General features: G+C 71.7%; 12 protein-coding genes. 5 read left to right on the top strand and 7 right to left on the bottom strand.

The genetic code is table 11. The features are described from left to right. Positions 1–8: 8 nt before the first annotated feature. From iolD to iolC, 4 genes are all read right to left on the bottom strand, one after another. Positions 9–1,877 carry a 3D-(3,5/4)-trihydroxycyclohexane-1,2-dione acylhydrolase (decyclizing) gene (iolD, locus tag ACFY8U_RS18875; protein ID WP_389571439.1) on the bottom strand — a complete coding sequence of 623 codons (1,869 nt, stop codon included), beginning with the start codon at positions 1,875–1,877 and terminating at the stop codon, positions 9–11. Continuing rightward, entirely contained in the window at positions 1,874–2,680 is an 807-nt protein-coding gene (gene iolB, locus ACFY8U_RS18870) for a 5-deoxy-glucuronate isomerase (protein ID WP_361766792.1), read from the bottom strand. The genes iolD and iolB overlap by 4 nt, the downstream gene beginning before the upstream one ends. Continuing rightward, positions 2,677–3,621 (bottom strand): deoxyribose-phosphate aldolase, encoded by a 945-nt coding sequence (locus tag ACFY8U_RS18865; protein ID WP_389572084.1) that lies wholly within the window; start codon positions 3,619–3,621, stop codon positions 2,677–2,679. The genes iolB and ACFY8U_RS18865 overlap by 4 nt, the downstream gene beginning before the upstream one ends. Positions 3,622–3,857: 236 nt before the next feature. Then, positions 3,858–4,805 carry a 5-dehydro-2-deoxygluconokinase gene (gene iolC / locus ACFY8U_RS18860; RefSeq protein ID WP_389572081.1) on the bottom strand — a complete coding sequence of 316 codons (948 nt, stop codon included), beginning with the start codon at positions 4,803–4,805 and terminating at the stop codon, positions 3,858–3,860. A gap of 158 nt (positions 4,806–4,963) precedes the next feature. Here iolC and ACFY8U_RS18855 point away from each other — a divergent pair, with 158 nt between their 5' ends. Together ACFY8U_RS18855 and ACFY8U_RS18850 are read left to right on the top strand one after the other, a co-directional pair. After that, positions 4,964–5,872 carry a sugar phosphate isomerase/epimerase family protein gene (locus ACFY8U_RS18855; protein ID WP_389571436.1) on the top strand — a complete coding sequence of 303 codons (909 nt, stop codon included), beginning with the start codon at positions 4,964–4,966 and terminating at the stop codon, positions 5,870–5,872. A 246-nt stretch (positions 5,873–6,118) separates the two neighbouring features. Continuing rightward, a complete protein-coding gene (locus ACFY8U_RS18850) occupies positions 6,119–6,316 on the top strand; it encodes a MarR family transcriptional regulator (RefSeq protein ID WP_361673407.1) in 198 nt (65 codons plus the stop codon). 117 nt (positions 6,317–6,433) lie between these two features. Here the strand turns inward: ACFY8U_RS18850 and ACFY8U_RS18845 are convergent, their stop codons facing one another. Continuing rightward, a complete protein-coding gene (locus ACFY8U_RS18845) occupies positions 6,434–8,746 on the bottom strand; it encodes an MMPL family transporter (RefSeq protein ID WP_389571433.1) in 2,313 nt (770 codons plus the stop codon). A gap of 163 nt (positions 8,747–8,909) precedes the next feature. On the opposite strand from ACFY8U_RS18845, the gene ACFY8U_RS18840 reads away from it, so the two are divergent. After that, positions 8,910–9,593, top strand: a complete 684-nt coding sequence (locus tag ACFY8U_RS18840; RefSeq protein ID WP_389571431.1) for a TetR/AcrR family transcriptional regulator — start codon at positions 8,910–8,912, stop codon at positions 9,591–9,593. Here ACFY8U_RS18840 and ACFY8U_RS18835 read toward each other — a convergent pair. Then, the gene (locus tag ACFY8U_RS18835) at positions 9,571–10,791 is read right to left on the bottom strand and encodes a cation:proton antiporter (protein ID WP_389571428.1); all 1,221 of its coding nucleotides are present in this window, start codon (positions 10,789–10,791) and stop codon (positions 9,571–9,573) included. The two genes, ACFY8U_RS18840 and ACFY8U_RS18835, sit on opposite strands and share 23 nt — an antisense overlap. A 133-nt stretch (positions 10,792–10,924) precedes the next feature. On the opposite strand from ACFY8U_RS18835, the gene ACFY8U_RS18830 reads away from it, so the two are divergent. Together ACFY8U_RS18830 and ACFY8U_RS18825 are read left to right on the top strand one after the other, a co-directional pair. Beyond that, entirely contained in the window at positions 10,925–11,158 is a 234-nt protein-coding gene (locus tag ACFY8U_RS18830; RefSeq protein ID WP_361606262.1) for a cation transporter, read from the top strand. Between the two features lie 101 nt (positions 11,159–11,259). Then, a complete protein-coding gene (locus ACFY8U_RS18825) occupies positions 11,260–13,500 on the top strand; it encodes a heavy metal translocating P-type ATPase (RefSeq protein WP_389571424.1) in 2,241 nt (746 codons plus the stop codon). Positions 13,501–13,969: 469 nt separating this feature from the next. Here ACFY8U_RS18825 and ACFY8U_RS18820 read toward each other — a convergent pair whose 3' ends face one another. Beyond that, the gene (locus tag ACFY8U_RS18820) at positions 13,970–15,259 is read right to left on the bottom strand and encodes a citrate synthase (RefSeq protein WP_361439808.1); all 1,290 of its coding nucleotides are present in this window, start codon (positions 15,257–15,259) and stop codon (positions 13,970–13,972) included. Positions 15,260–15,299 lie beyond the last annotated feature (40 nt).

The raw sequence follows: 15,299 nt of genomic DNA, 5'->3' as shown, positions 1-15,299 counted from the left end.
ATGCTCCTTCAGAGATGGCGGCGTCGGGCGGTGACGTGCCGGTCGTACTCCTCCCGGGCCTTGACCGCCGACGCGCGGGTCGAGGTCTCGGCCACGGGCACATCCCACCACGCCTGGGCGGGGGGCGCGCCCGACACTGTGTCTGCCGTTTCGGTCTCGACATAGACACATGTGGGAACGGTCGACGCCCGCGCGTCGGCGAAGGCTTCTCGCAGGTCACGTACGGTACGTGCAGTGAGCACCCGCATCCCGAGCGAGGCGGCGTTGGCGGCCAGGTCGACGGGGAGCGGGTCCCCGGTGAAGGTGCCGTCGGGGGCGCGGAAGCGGTACGCGGTGCCGTACCGCTCACCGCCCACGGCCTCCGAAAGACCTCCGATGGAGGCGTACCCGTGGTTCTGCAGGATCACCACCTTGATGGGGAGTCCTTCCTGCACGGCGGTGACGATTTCGGTGGGATTCATCAGATACGTACCGTCTCCGACGAGCGCCCAGACCGGCCGCCCCGGCGCGGCGAGGGCCACCCCGATCGCCGCCGGGATCTCGTAGCCCATGCACGAATAGCCGTACTCGACGTGGTACTGGTCGGCGGACCGGGCCCGCCAGAGCTTGTGGAGGTCGCCGGGGAGCGAGCCGGCCGCGTTGATCAGGATGTCGTCCCCGGTGACCAGGGTGTCGAGTGCGCCGAGGACCTGCGGCTGGGTGGGCCGGGCCGCCTCGTCCGCCGCGGTGCAGGCGGCCGTGACACGGGCCTCCCAGCGGAGCTTCTCCTCCGCGTACTCGTGCACGTAGTGCTCGGTGACATGGTGCGGGTCGAGCAGCGCGTGGAGCGCTTCCAGTCCCTCCCGGGCGTCCGCGACCAGGGGCAGCGCGGCCATCTTGTGCGAGTCGAAGGCCGCGATGCTGAGGTTGACGAACCGGACGTCCGGGTGGGTGAACAGGGTCCCGGAGGCGGTCGTGAAGTCGGTCCAGCGGGTGCCGACCCCGATCACCACGTCGGCCGTGCGCGCCAGGTGGTCGGCGACGGCGGTGCCGGTGTGCCCGACGGCGCCGACGTCCTGCGGATGGTCGTGGCGCAGGGCGCCCTTGCCGGCCTGGGTGGAGGCGACCGGGATGCCGGTCAGGGAGGCGAAGGTGGCGAGCGCCTCCTCGGCGCCGCTGTACTTGACTCCGCCGCCCGCGACGATCAGCGGACGGGTCGCCCGGCCGATCGCCGCGGCCGCCGCCTCCAGTTCGGCGTCGTCGGGCACGGGCCGGCGCACGCGCCAGACCCGCTCGGCGAAGAACTCCTCCGGCCAGTCGTACGCCTCCGCCTGCACGTCCTGCGGCAGGGCGAGCGTCACGGCCCCGGTCTGGACGGGGTCGGCGAGAACCCGCACGGCGGCCAGCGCGGCGGGGATCAGCGCCTCGGGGCGGGTGATCCGGTCGAAGTACGTGGAGACCGGCCGCAGACAGTCGTTGACCGACACATCGCCCGCGTACGGGACTTCGAGCTGCTGGAGGACGGGGTCGGCGGGGCGGGTGGCGAAGGTGTCGCCGGGCAGCAGCAGCACCGGGAGGTGGTTGACGGTGGCGAGCGCGGCACCGGTGACGAGGTTGGTGGCGCCGGGGCCGATGGAGGTGGTCACGGCGTGCGCGGAGAGCCGGTTCGACTGGCGGGCGTAGCCGACGGCCGCGTGCACCATGGCCTGTTCGTTGCGCCCCTGGTGGTACGGCATCTCCTCGCCGTGCTCGACGAGGGCCTGGCCGATCCCGGCGACGTTCCCGTGGCCGAAGATGCCCCAGGTGGCGGCGATCAACCGGCGCCGTACGCCGTCGCGTTCGGTGTACTGCGCGGCGAGGAACCGCACCAGCGCCTGCGCGACGGTCAGAGTGCTCACGTGTACCCCTCCGAGTGGTCGGGATGGAAGCAGATCTTCCACTCCCTCTCCGGTCCTGGTCCCGCCATCACGTTCAGGTAGTACATGGCGTGCTCCGGCTGCGCGATGGACGGTCCGTGCCAGCCGTCGGGCACGAGGACGGCGTCGCCCGTGCGGACCTCGGCGAGGAGGTCGGCGCCGCCGGGCCGGGAGGGGGAGATCCGCTGGTAGCCGACTCCACCGCCGGCGATCTCGAAGTAGTAGATCTCCTCCAGCTCGGACTCGGCGCCCGGGCGGTGCTCGTCGTGCTTGTGGGGCGGGTAGGAGGACCAGTTGCCGCCGGGGGTGATCACCTCGACGGCGATCAGACGATCCGCCTCGAAGACGCCGGCGGCGGCGAAGTTACGTACCTGCCGTGCCTGGTTGCCGCTGCCGCGGGCCTCGACGGGTACCTCCGGCGCGGGGCCGTAGCGAGCGGGGAGTCGTCGCTCGCACTTCGCTCCTGCCAAAGCGAAGCGGCCTCCCGCACCGGAGGCGATCTGGACTCGGGCGTCGCGGGGCACGTACGCGAAGTCGGACACTCCGCCGAACACGCTCTCGCGGCCCAGGAGTTGAAGCGTCTGGCCGTCGACGTGCACCGTACAGCCGCCGGAGAGCGGAAGCACGATCCATTCGCTGTCCCCGGTGTCCAGGAGGTGGGTGGCTCCCGGGCCGAGTTCGAGGACGCGCAGTGCGGAGTGCGCCCAGCCGGCCCGGTCGGGGTCGACGTGGAGCGCGTACGACCCGTGGGAGGCGGTCCCGGCGGGCAGATGGAGATCGTTCATGGGCGGTGCGTACTCCTTCCTACCGCTTCCCGCAGCAGCCGCGCAGCGGTATCGACGGCTCCGGCCACATCGCCGTCCGCGGGATAGAGCAGGGCGCGGCCGACGACCAGGCCCCGGACGGTGGGCAGGCGCAGCGCGGCGCGCCATCTCTCGTACGCGACCTCCTGGGCGTCCGGGCCGGGCCCGGGGTCTCCGCCGAGGAGGACGGTGGGGAGGGTGGTGGTCTCCAGGACGCGGGCCATGTCGTCGGGGTGGTCGGTGACCGGGACCTTGAGCCAGGTGTAGGCGGAGGTGCCGCCGAGGCCGGAGGCGACGGCGAGGGAGGTGCTGACGGCCTCGGCGGACAGGTCGTTGTGGAGCCGGCCGTCGCGGTCGCGGTGGCAGAGGAACGGTTCGACGAAGACGGGCAGCCTCAGGGCGGCCATGTCGTCGACGGCGCGGGCGGCGGAGTGGAGGGTGGAGAGCGAGCCGGGGTCGTCCGGGTCGATCCGCAGGAGGAGCTTGCCGCCGTCGAAGCCGAGCCGGGCGAGGTCCTGGGGGCGGTGACCGGTGAACCGGTCGTCGAGCTCGAAGGAGGCCCCGGCGAGGCCGCCGCGGTTCATCGACCCTATGACGAGCCGGTCGTCAAGGGCGCCGAGCAGGAGCAGGTCGTCGAGGATGTCGGCGGAGGCGAGGACGCCGTCGACGCCGGGCCGGGAGAGCGCGAGCCGGAGCCGTGCGAGGAGGTCGGCGCGGTCCGCCATCGCGTACGGCCGCGCCCCGACACCGAGCGCGCCACGGGCGGGATGGTCGGCGGCGACGATCAGCAGCCGCTCGCGGTCCTCGAACCACGCCCGCCTCCGCCGCGCCGCGGCGGCCTCCCCCACGGCCTCGGGCCGCCGGGCCCGGAGCGAGACGAGCCGCTCGACGTCGACGGGCTCGAGCCCGTCGCCCACACCCACGACCCGCGCGGCCCGAGCGAACCGCCACGGCGGCGCGGGGTGCGCGGCCTGGCGGAGGGGGTCGGGCGCGGGGGGCGTGCCGCGCGTGGGGGTCGAGGTGGCGGGCGGGGCCGGCTTCGGGGGAGGGGCCGGCGTGGGGGGTGGGGGCTGCGAAGTGCTGGGCGTGGGCGGGATCTTCGGGCCGCTCGCTCGGCGGTGGGCGGCTCGGGTGCGCCAGGAGTCGGTGGGGCGGGCGGTCATGGCGTGCGCTCCGGGAGCGTGCCGGTGCCGGTGGCCAGGGCCCGGTCGATCTCGTCGGCGTAGGGCATCGCCGGGGAGCAGGCGAGGCGGCCGGCCACGATCGCGCCCGCCGCGTTGGCCCGGCGGAGGACGCGGTCCAGGTCCCAGCCGGCGAGCAGCCCGTCGCACAGCGCCCCGCCGAACGCGTCGCCCGCGCCGAGGCCGTTGACCACGTCGACCGGCAGGGGCGCGACCTCGGCGCTCTCCCCGTCGGCGGTCATCGCGAGGACCCCCTTGGGGCCCTGCTTGACGACCGCGAGCCGGACCCCGGCGGCGAGCAGGGCGCGGGCCGCCGCGTACGGTTCGCGCTCCCCGGTCGCGACCTCGCACTCGTCCAGGTTGCCGACGGCGACCGTGGCCGTTCTCAGGGCCTCCCGGTAGAGCGGTCCCGCCTCGGCCGGATCGGGCCAGAGCACCGGACGCCAGTCCAGGTCGAGAACGGTCAGCTCCGCACCGCCCCGCTCCCGCAGCGCCCCCAGCGTCGCCGCCCGGCTGGGCTCGACGCTCAGCCCCGTTCCCGTCACCCAGAACGCCCGCGCCGCCCGGACGGCCGCCAGGTCCAGCTCCGCCGCGTGGATCTCCAGGTCCGGCGCCCGGGGCTGCCGGTAGAAGTGGATCGGGAAGTCGTCGGGCGGGAAGATCTCGCAGAACGTCACCGGGGTCGGATACGCCGCCACCGCCGTCACCCAGCGGTCGTCGACCCCGAACGCCGCCAGCTCCTCGTGGAGGTACTCCCCGAACGGATCCGCTCCGGTCCGGCTCACCAGGGCGGTACGCCGTCCGAGCCGGGCCGCCGCGACCGCCACGTTCGCGGGCGAGCCGCCCAGGAACTTCCCGAAGGTCTCGACCCGGGCGAGCGGAACGCCGACCTGGAGGGGGTAGAGGTCCACGCCGAGTCGCCCCATCGTGATCAGCTCGTACGGCTCCGCATCCACGCGCGCCACCTCTCGCCTCGGCCCCGCACCCAGGTCTAGCCGTCCGCCCCGAACCCTGTCAACGCTATGTCCTTACATTCGGACGAGCGTCTTGACTCGTCGTTCCGGGCGCGGCCAAGGTGGCTCTCATGACGAAGCCGTCGCCGCTGTCCCGTATCCGTATCGGCTCCGCCCCCGACTCCTGGGGCGTCTGGTTCCGCGACGATCCACGGCAGGTTCCCTGGCAGCGCTTCCTCGACGAGGTCGCCGACGCCGGCTACGCGTGGATCGAGCTCGGACCGTACGGCTATCTGCCCACCGATCCCGCCGTCCTGGCCGAGGAGACGGGCCGCAGGGGTCTGCGGGTGTCGGCGGGCACGGTCTTCACCGGGCTGCACCACGGTCCGGCCGTCTGGGAGAAGACCTGGGCCCATGTCGCCGACAACGCGGCCCTCGCTCAGGCGATGGGCGCGGAGCATCTCGTCGTCATCCCCTCCTTCTGGCGGGACGACAAGACGGGCGAGGTCCTGGAGGACCGCACGCTCACCGCCGGGCAATGGCGCGATCTGACCGGTCTGACGGAGCGCCTCGGCCGCGAGGTCCGGGACCGGTACGGGCTGCGGATCGTCGTCCATCCGCACGCCGACACCCACGTCGACACCGAGGAGAACGTGGCCCGCTTCCTGGACGCGACCGATCCGGAGCTGGTCTCCCTCTGTCTGGACACCGGGCACTACGCGTACTGCGGGGGCGACAGCGTCAAGCTGATCGAGACGTACGGCGAGCGGATCGGCTACCTCCATCTCAAGCAGGTCGACCCGGAGATCCTGGCCGGGGTCGTCGCCGACGAGGTGCCGTTCGGTCCGGCCGTGGCACGCGGCGTGATGTGCGAGCCGCCCTCCGGGGTCCCGGCCCTCGAGCCGGTCCTCGCGGCGGCACAGGCGCTCGGTGTGGAGCTCTTCGCCATCGTCGAGCAGGACATGTACCCGTGCGAGCCGGACAGGCCGTATCCGATCGCGGTCCGCACCCGCCGCTTCCTGCGCTCCTGCGGAGCATAGGAACCGCGGGAACGCCGTTCGGCGCGCCGATGTGACCTTGCGTCACTTACGTCACATCCGTCCTCCTGTCGTCACACATGTCTCCATTACGCGGGCTTTACGTCACAGCCGTTCGACAGCCCCGCCCTTCCCGTTGGAAGGGGTCGTTGCATCGGGCACAGGCTCAGTGATCGCCAGCGCTTGCCCCGCAGCTCCCCCGAACGGCACCCCCGCCGCCGCTGCGAGGCGCGCAGGGAGGTGCCACGCATGACGGACAGACGGCTCTGGTCGTACAAGGACATCGCCGCACACATCAAGGTGCAGCCGGACACCGTCCGCTCCTACCGGAAGCACGGCCTCCTGCCGACGCCCGACCATGTCGAGTCGGGCAAGCCCTACTGGTACGCGGACACGATCCGCGCCTGGGTGGCCAACCGCCCGGGCAACCGGAGCCGTCGGGACTGACCTCCACCCGGCACGGGCAGGGCCCCACACCCCACACGGGTGCGGGGCCCTCGGCCTGCCCGGGACGATCCGGGCTGCGCGCCTGGCGGCCTGCCCGGCACGATCCGGGCTGCGCGCCTAGCGGCCGACGGACTCCTTGTCCCGGGCGCCCTCGTCCGCCCGCTCCGACGGTTCCGCCCGCTCCGACGCCTCCGTCACCTCCGGTGCCGCGGTCGGCGCCTTCGTCGCACCTCCGCCCTCGCTGACTCCGAACCGGTCGTGGAAGCGGCGCAGCGGGCCCGGGGCCCACCAGGTCAGGCGGCCGGTCAGCTTCATCACGGCGGGCACGAGCAGGCTGCGGATCACCATCGCGTCCACCAGCACGGCGAGCGCGATACCGAGGCCCAGCATCTTGGTGTTGGTCACCCGCGAGGTGCCGATGGCCACCATGACGACGGCCAGGATCACGGCGGCGGCGGTGATCAGGCCGCCCGTGCGGCGCAGGCCGAACCGGACCGCGTGGTCGTGGTCGCCCGTCTCGTCGTACTCCTCCTTGATCCGGGATATCAGGAACACCCCGTAGTCCATGGAGAGTCCGAAGGCGACGCAGAACATCAGCACCGGCAGGGTCGTCTCGATGTCGCCGGTCGGGGTGAAGCCGAGGAACCCGGAGAGGTGGCCTTCCTGGAAGACCCAGACGACCGCGCCGAACATCGCGGTCAGGCTGAGCCCGTTGAGGACGACGGCCTGGATCGGGATCAGCACACTGCCGGTCAGCAGGAACACCAGGAGCAGGGTGACGACCACGATGATCGCCCCCGCCCACGGCAGCCGGTCGCCTATGGCGTCCTTGGAGTCGACCAGGACAGCGGCGACTCCGGTGACGGACGTGTCGAACGGGGCGGTCGCGGCGCGCAGTTCGCCGACCACGCGCTGGGCGGTGTCGCCGACGCCCTCGCCCTCCGGGATCACCGTGAAGTACGCGTGAGCTGCGGCGCCGGTGCCCGACGTCACCGGTCCGTCCACCCGCACGATCCCGTCGAGGGCCGCGATCCGCTCGCGGTAGCCGGCGTACTCGGCAGGAGTGGCGCGGCCTTCTGCGAGGACGGTGATGCCGCCGCCCGGGCTGCCGGGGAAGCCGTCGCGCAGCTCGTCCTGGACCACCCGGGACTCGGCGGTGGCCGGGAGCTGCCGGTCGTCGACCGTGCCGAACTTGGCGCCGAGGAAGGGGAGTCCGAGCAGCACGAGACCCGCCGTGGTGACGACGGCGAAGACCGGCGCGCGTCGCATCACCAGCGTCGCCGTCCGCGCCCAGCCGACCCCCGGCTCCCTGGCCTCCGGCTCCCTCCCCTCCTGGTCCGCGCCTTCGGCGGTCCGGCCGTGGCGCTTGAAGAGGCGCCGCAGGTCGAGCGCGTTGACTCGCTCCCCGAGCAGCATCAGGGCGGCGGGCAGCAGAACCAGCGCGGCCGCCGCGGCGAGCAGCACCACCGCGATGCCCGCGTAGGCGAAGGAGCGCAGGAAGTACTGCGGGAAGACGAGCATCGCGGCGAGCGAGGCCGCCACGGTCAGGGCGGAGAAGAGCACCGTCCGCCCGGCCGTCCGCAGCGTGGTCCCGACGGCGGTCCGGGTGTCGGCCCCGCGGGCGAGCTCCTCGCGGAACCTGCGGACCACGAACAGGGCGTAGTCGATGGCGAGTCCGAGCCCGAGTGCCGTCGTCAGGTTCTGCGCGAAGACCGAGACGTCGGTGAGTTCGGTGAGACCGCGCAGCACCGCGTTCGTCCCCAGGATGGCCACGATGCCGATCCCCAGCGGCAGCAGCGCGGCCACGGCGCTGCCGAAGACCATGACGAGCAGGACGAGCGTCACCGGCAGGGCGATCAGCTCGGCGCGCAGCAGGTCCTCCTCGACGACCGTCTGCATCTCGTGCTGCACGGCCAACTGGCCGCCGACGGAGACCTCGACCGGTCCGTGCGTACCCCGGTAGTCGGGGGCGATCCGCTCCAGGATCTCGCCGGCCGCCTTCTCGTCCCCCTCGACCCGGGCGACGATCACCGCCTGCCGGCCGTCCTCGGAGCGCAGGGCCGGGGAAGCGGTCCCCCAGTAGGAGCCGATGCCGCCGACCCCCTCCTCGGCGTCGAGCCGCTCGGCGAGCCGCCGGGCCTCGGCGGCCACGGCGGGATCGTCGACCCCGTCCTCCCGGGCGTTCACGAGCAGGAGCAGATTGGGCTGCGAGGCGGGGAACTCCCGCTCCAGGACCTGTGTCGCGTACGTGGATTCGGCGTCCGGGTCCTCGAAGCCGCCGCTCCCCATCCGGTCGGCGACGCCGCTGCCCGCGAGCACGGAGAGCGCGGTGATCACGAGCGCGACCAGCAGGGACAGCCGTGGCCTGGCCGTCACGAACCGGGTCCACCCCCCGCCCGGCGCGGGCCCTGAATTCTTGACTTCGGCCATGACGCGGTGTCCCCTTCACCGTGACCCATGCGCTCGCTTCCCGGCAGGTCGCATGGGTCGCCCATTGCCATAGACTGGCAAACACGAGTCATCGCTCGCGTTTCACAAGAATGCGAGCGACTTCTCGTGTTTGTCAAACATGCCGAGAGAGCTGGGGACAGTCATGTCCGAGGAGACGCCCGAGAGTTCGGCCGAACAGAAGCCGCGCCGTCGGCAGGCCCGCGGCGAGCGCCGCATCGCGCAGCTGCTCCAGGCGGCCGCGAACGTCTTCTGCACGAACGGCTACACGGCCGCCAGCACCAACGCGATCGCCCGCGAGGCCAGCGTCTCCCCCGGCACGCTCTACCAGTACTTCCCCAACAAGGAGGCGATCGCCGTCGAGCTCGGCGGCCGCCTGCTGCACCAGATGCGCGAGATGCACGGACAGGCGTTCACCCCGGCCAACCTCGCCCTGCCGCTGCCCGAGCTCGTGGACGCGGTGCTCGACCCGATGATCGAGTTCAACTGCAAGAACCCGGTCTTCCTCGCCCTGATGCACGGCTCCGAGATCCCCGGCCGGATCGCCGAGGAGCACGACGCCCTGCACGCCTCGCTCCTGACCTCGGTCCAGAGCCTGTTCGACCACCACCTGCCGGACCACACCCCCGAGGACCGCACCCTCAAGGCCGAGATGACCTTCGCGGTCGTCAAGGGCGGTCTCACCCTGATCCTCGCCGCCGCCGAAGGGCCGGCACGGGACGCGGCGATCGCCGAACTGAAGGCGCTCCTCCTGAGCTACCTCTGCCCGCTCATCGGGAACGCGCCGACCGCCGCCGGCAGCGCGCTCACCACGACTCCGACCCCGTAACCGCCTTACGGACCCCCGCCCCGGGGGCGCCGCCCGCCTTCGCCCGGATCTTCATCGCGAGGATCGGGAGGACGAGGACGGACAGCATCCCCGCCCCCACGAGCGCCGCCGCCTCCCCGGCCGTCAGCGCCTCGTCGTCGAGCCCGATGGTGGTGATCGCGACGACGAGCGGCAGGGCCGTGGACTCGTAGAGCACCAGCGCGCTCCGGTCCCTGCGCACCAGGTCGCCAGGGGCGAGGAACCAGACGGGCCCGCCCCGCACCACCACGAACAGCAGCAGGAAGACCGGCAGCAGGAGCAGCGTCCGGCCGCCGTCGAGCAGCGAGTCCAGGTCGAACTCGATGCCCGTGACGACGAAGAAGACCGGCACCAGGAAGCCGAAGCCGACGGCCTCGACCTTCTCCAGGATCGCCGGCCCCGACTCGGGCGCGGCACCGGTCAGGACGAGCCGGGTGATCAGTCCGGCGGCGAACGCGCCGAGCAGCACGTCGAGACCGAGGGCCTGCGAGGCGCCCAGCATCAGCGCGAGCAGCAGGAACACGAAGCGGACGGCGAACTGGCCGCTGGTGTGCATGGTCCTGGCGATGATCCGGGAGAACCACGGCGGCCTCGGCCGCAGCGCCCAGAGGACGGCCCCCGCCGTCAGGACGGCGAAGATCGCGAGCAGCACCGTCGACTGGGCCGCGTTGCGCCCGCTCAGGAGCAGGGTCATCGCGATGATCGGACCGAACTCCCCGACCGCGCCGAAGGCCATCACCACCGTGCCGAACCGGCCGTGCAGATCTCCCGCGTCCCGCAGCACGGGCAGGACGGTGCCGAGCGCCGTGCTGGTCAGCGCCACCCCGATGAAGACGCCCTTGTGGAACCCGTCGCCCAGCAGCACCCCGGCGCCGAGTCCGAGGGCCAGGGCGACCAGCCACGCCCCCACCGAGCGCCTGAGGGTGTCGCCCCGGACCTTGCCGAACTCGATCTCGTACCCGGCGAGGAAGATCAGCATCGCGAGGCCGAGCTCCGAGAGGCCGTCGATCAGCGGGCCCGTGTGCGCCCAGCCGAGGACGTCGGGGCCGACGAGGATGCCGAGCAGGATCTCGAAGATGACGAGCGGGACGGGCAGTCGGCGCCCCACGGCGTAGGCCAGCAGCGGCGCCAGAACGGCGATCGACATGATCAGGATCAAGGTGGTCCCGGAATGCGACATGTCGGGTATCTACCATGGGCAACGGTCCTCACGGCCCACCGGTCCGGCGCGCGACTGGATTCATACCCCCTAGGGGTATAAACTGTGCTTCAGTACGACCCTGTACCAGCACGCCCTCGAAGAGGAGACCGTCATGACCGCCGAGACGACGACCGAACTCACCACCGTGTACCAGGTCAAGGGAATGACCTGCGGGCACTGCGAGGGCGCGGTCTCCAGCGAGATCTCCGAGATCGCCGGGGTCTCCTCCGTCAAGGCCGTGGCCTCCACCGGCCAGGTCACCGTCGTCTCCCAGGCCCCGCTCGACGAGGAGGCCGTCCGCGCCGCCGTCGACGAGGCCGGCTACGAACTCGTCGGCCAGGCCTGATCCACGAGGCCCGGACCACGCTCCCGGACCAGACTCCCGGCACACAAGGACAGGGCCGTACCGTACGCGGTACGGCCCTGCTCCCGTTCGGAACGGCACCCATGACATCGAGCACCGCGACATCGAGCACCGCGCCCACCGTCACGACCGAGCTCGTCATCGGCGGGATGACCTGCGCCTCCTGCGCGGCCCGCGTCGAGAAGAAGCTCAACCGGATGGACGGCGTCACGGCGACCGTCAACTACGCCACGGAGAAGGCGAAGATCGCGCATCCGGCGGGGACGGAGGTCGCCGACCTGATCGCGACGGTCATCAAGACCGGCTACACCGCCGAGGAGCCCGCGCCGCCGGCCCCGGAGCCATCGGAGGCGCCGCGCGAGGCCGACCCCGAGCTCGATTCGCTCCGCACGCGGCTGACCGTCTCGGCCGTACTCTCCGCACCGGTCATGCTGCTCGCCATGGTCCCGGCCTTCCAGTTCGACAACTGGCAGTGGCTCTCCCTCACCCTCACCGCGCCGGTCGTCGTCTGGGGCGGGCTGCCCTTCCACCGCGCCGCCTGGACCAACCTGCGGCACGGCGCGGCGACCATGGACACCCTCGTCTCGATCGGCACGCTGGCCGCCTTCGGCTGGTCGCTGTGGGCGCTGTTCCTCGGTGACGCGGGCATGCCCGGCATGCGGCACGGCTTCGACCTCACCGTCGGCCGCGCCGACGGCTCCTCCACCGTCTATCTGGAGGTCGCGGCCGGTGTCGTCACCTTCATCCTCCTCGGCCGCTACCTGGAGGCCCGCGCCAAACGGAAGGCGGGCTCCGCGCTGCGCGCGCTGATGGCGCTCGGCGCGAAGGACGTGGCCGTCCTGAGGGACGGTGCGGAGGTACGGATCCCGGTGGACGCGCTGCGGGTCGGCGAGCTCTTCGTCGTACGCCCTGGCGAGAAGATCGCCACCGACGGAACGGTCGCCGAGGGCGCCTCCGCCGTCGACGCGTCCCTGCTCACCGGCGAGTCCGTCCCGGTCGACGTGACCGACGGCGACCCGGTCACCGGCGGCTGCCTCAACACCTCGGGCCGGCTCGTCGTCCGGGCGACCCGGATCGGCGCGGACACCCAGCTGGCCCGGATGGCCGCGCTGGTCGAGGACGCCCAGAACGGCAAGGCCGAGGTGCAGCGCCTCGCCGACCGGATCTCCGCCGTGTTCGTCCCCGTGGTGCTCTACATCGCCCTCGGCACGCTGCTGACCTGGCTCTTCGTGGTCCAGGACACCACGGGCGCGTTCACCGCCGCCGTCGCCGTACTGATCATCGCCTGCCCCTGCGCCCTCGGCCTCGCGACCCCGACCGCGCTCATGGTCGGCACCGGCCGCGGCGCGCAGCTCGGCATCCTGATCAAGGGCCCGGAGGTCCTGGAGTCCACCCGGCGCGTCGACACGATCGTCCTCGACAAGACCGGGACGATCACGACCGGCCGGATGCGGCTCCGGAAGGTGTACGCGTACGAGGGTGTGGACGAGGCCGAGCTGCTGCGCCTCGTGGGCGCCCTGGAGCACGCCTCCGAGCACCCGGTCGCCCGGGCGGTCGCGGCGGGCGCCGCCGAGCGGCTCGGGCTGTCCGTGGACGAACTCCCCGTACCGACGTCCTTCGAGAACGTGCCCGGCCTCGGGGTGCGCGGCACGGTCGACGGCCACCACCTCCTGGTCGGCCGCGCGGCTCTCCTCGAGGCGGAGGGCGTCGAGGTCCCCGGTCTGCCGGAGCCGGGGGCCGTGCAGGTCGCCTGGGGCGGCCGGACGCGCGGGGCGCTGACGGTCGCCGACGCCGTGAAGGAGACCAGCGCGGAGGCGGTCGCCCGGCTGCGCGCCCTCGGGCTGAGGCCGGTCCTGCTGACCGGGGATGGACGGGCGGTCGCCGAGACGGTGGCCGCGGAGGTGGGCATCGACGCGGACCAGGTCTTCGCCGAGGTGCTGCCGCAGGAGAAGGCCGCCGTGGTGCGGCGCCTCCAGGCGGAGGGCCGGACGGTCGCGATGGTCGGGGACGGCGTGAACGACGCCGCCGCGCTGGCCACCGCCGACCTGGGTCTGGCCATGGGAACCGGCACGGACGCCGCGATCGAGGCGAGCGATCTGACGCTGGTCCGCGGCGACCTGCGGGTGGCCGCGGACGCCATCCGGCTCGCGCGCCGCACCCTGGCGACGATCAAGGGAAACCTGGGGTGGGCGTTCGGTTACAACTGCGCCGCCCTGCCGCTGGCCGCATTCGGATTGCTGAACCCCATGATCGCCGGTTTGGCCATGGCATTTTCGTCCGTATTTGTCGTGACAAACAGCCTGCGACTTCGGAGGTTCGCGTGAATTCACCTACACGTGACGCACAGGACCTTCACAAAGAGACCTAGATCACAGATATTTGGGGGTAACCATTCGGGCCGTTCGCGAGTCTAAGTGGGCGATGCCAAGAACGTCTTGGGGGACGTTCATGGGATGTCTTGGGGGACGTTCCAGGCAAGCGTTGGCCGGGGCACGTGCACCGGGGAGCTTTGAGCGGCCCTCCCGTACGTACCCCGGCAGACCGCGTAGACCCGCCTAGCTTCTGCTGAACCCGGCAGACGCCCGGCCCGGATCCCGTGGGGGGAATCCGCACCGGGGATATGGAAAGCGCCCCGCTCGCCGACCCGTGGGGGGATCGGCAGCGGGGCGCTTTTCGTTCAGCGTCTCGTGCGGCACCGCCGTGCGCGGCACCGCGTCGTGCGGAACCGCGCCGTCGTGCGGAACCGCGTCGAGCGGCACCGCCGTGTGCGGCGCCTGGCGACGAGGTGAGGCGTCAGCGGCCCTCGACCGGGACGAAGTCGCGCAGGACCTCGCCCGTGTAGATCTGGCGCGGGCGGCCGATGCGGGAGCCCGGCTCCTTGATCATCTCGTGCCACTGGGCGATCCAGCCCGGCAGACGGCCGAGCGCGAAGAGCACGGTGAACATCTCGGTCGGGAAGCCCATCGCGCGGTAGATGAGGCCCGTGTAGAAGTCCACGTTCGGGTAGAGGTTGCGCGAGACGAAGTAGTCGTCGGAGAGCGCGTGCTCCTCCAGCTTGAGCGCGATGTCCAGCAGCTCGTCGGACTTGCCGAGCGCGGAGAGCACGTCGTGCGCCGCGGCCTTGATGATCTTGGCGCGCGGGTCGAAGGACTTGTACACCCGGTGGCCGAAGCCCATCAGGCGGACACCGTCCTCCTTGTTCTTCACCTTGTTGATGAAGGAGTCGACGTTGCCACCGTTGGCCTGGATGCCCTCGAGCATCTCCAGGACCGACTGGTTGGCGCCACCGTGCAGGGGGCCCCACAGGGCCGAGATGCCGGCGGAGATCGACGCGAACATGTTCGCCTGGCTCGAACCCACCAGACGGACGGTGGACGTCGAACAGTTCTGCTCGTGGTCCGCGTGCAGGATCAGCAGCTTGTCCAGCGCCGAGACCACGACCGGGTCCAGCTCGTACTCCTGGGCCGGGACCGAGAAGGTCATGCGCAGGAAGTTCTCGACGTACCCGAGGTCGTTGCGCGGGTAGACGAAGGGGTGGCCGATCGACTTCTTGTACGCGTACGCCGCGATCGTCGGCAGCTTGGCGAGCAGCCGGATCGTGGAGAGGTGGCGCTGCTTCTCGTCGAACGGGTTGTGGCTGTCCTGGTAGAACGTGGACAGCGCGGAGACCACCGAGGAGAGCATCGCCATCGGGTGGGCGTCCCGGGGGAAGCCGTCGAAGAAGCGCTTGACGTCCTCGTGCAGCAGGGTGTGCTGGGTGATCTCGTTCTTGAAGGTCGCGAGCTCGTCGACCTTGGGAAGCTCACCGTTGATCAGCAGGTACGCCACCTCAAGGAAGGTGGAGCGCTCCGCCAGCTGCTCGATGGGGTAGCCGCGGTACCGCAGAATGCCCTGCTCGCCGTCGAGGTAGGTGATGGCGGATTTATAGGCGGCGGTGTTGCCGTATCCGCTGTCCAGGGTGACCAGACCGGTCTGGGCTCGGAGCTTCCCGATGTCGAAGCCCTTGTCGCCGACGGTGCTCTCGACCACCGGGTAGGTGTATTCACCGTCCGCGTACCGCAGTACTACAGAGTTGTCGCTCACGTCATCCCTCACCGACGTAGTGCCTCTTCTTCGAGGTGCC

The organism is Streptomyces sp. NPDC012508, assembly GCF_042902595.1.
Lineage (GTDB): Bacteria > Actinomycetota > Actinomycetes > Streptomycetales > Streptomycetaceae > Streptomyces.
Note: the sequence above shows the minus strand (reverse complement) of the source record. Positions and strands in the feature narration are given on the sequence as shown.

Coding starts and splice junctions, on each gene's coding strand:
- iolB (WP_361766792.1), bottom strand. CDS start 2,680: ATGAACGATCTCCATCTGCCCGCCGGGACCGCCTCCCACGGGTCGTAC.
- iolC (WP_389572081.1), bottom strand. CDS start 4,805: ATGGGGCGACTCGGCGTGGACCTCTACCCCCTCCAGGTCGGCGTTCCG.
- ACFY8U_RS18855 (WP_389571436.1), top strand. CDS start 4,964: ATGACGAAGCCGTCGCCGCTGTCCCGTATCCGTATCGGCTCCGCCCCC.
- ACFY8U_RS18850 (WP_361673407.1), top strand. CDS start 6,119: ATGACGGACAGACGGCTCTGGTCGTACAAGGACATCGCCGCACACATC.
- ACFY8U_RS18845 (WP_389571433.1), bottom strand. CDS start 8,746: ATGGCCGAAGTCAAGAATTCAGGGCCCGCGCCGGGCGGGGGGTGGACC.
- ACFY8U_RS18840 (WP_389571431.1), top strand. CDS start 8,910: ATGTCCGAGGAGACGCCCGAGAGTTCGGCCGAACAGAAGCCGCGCCGT.
- ACFY8U_RS18835 (WP_389571428.1), bottom strand. CDS start 10,791: ATGTCGCATTCCGGGACCACCTTGATCCTGATCATGTCGATCGCCGTT.
- ACFY8U_RS18830 (WP_361606262.1), top strand. CDS start 10,925: ATGACCGCCGAGACGACGACCGAACTCACCACCGTGTACCAGGTCAAG.
- ACFY8U_RS18825 (WP_389571424.1), top strand. CDS start 11,260: ATGACATCGAGCACCGCGACATCGAGCACCGCGCCCACCGTCACGACC.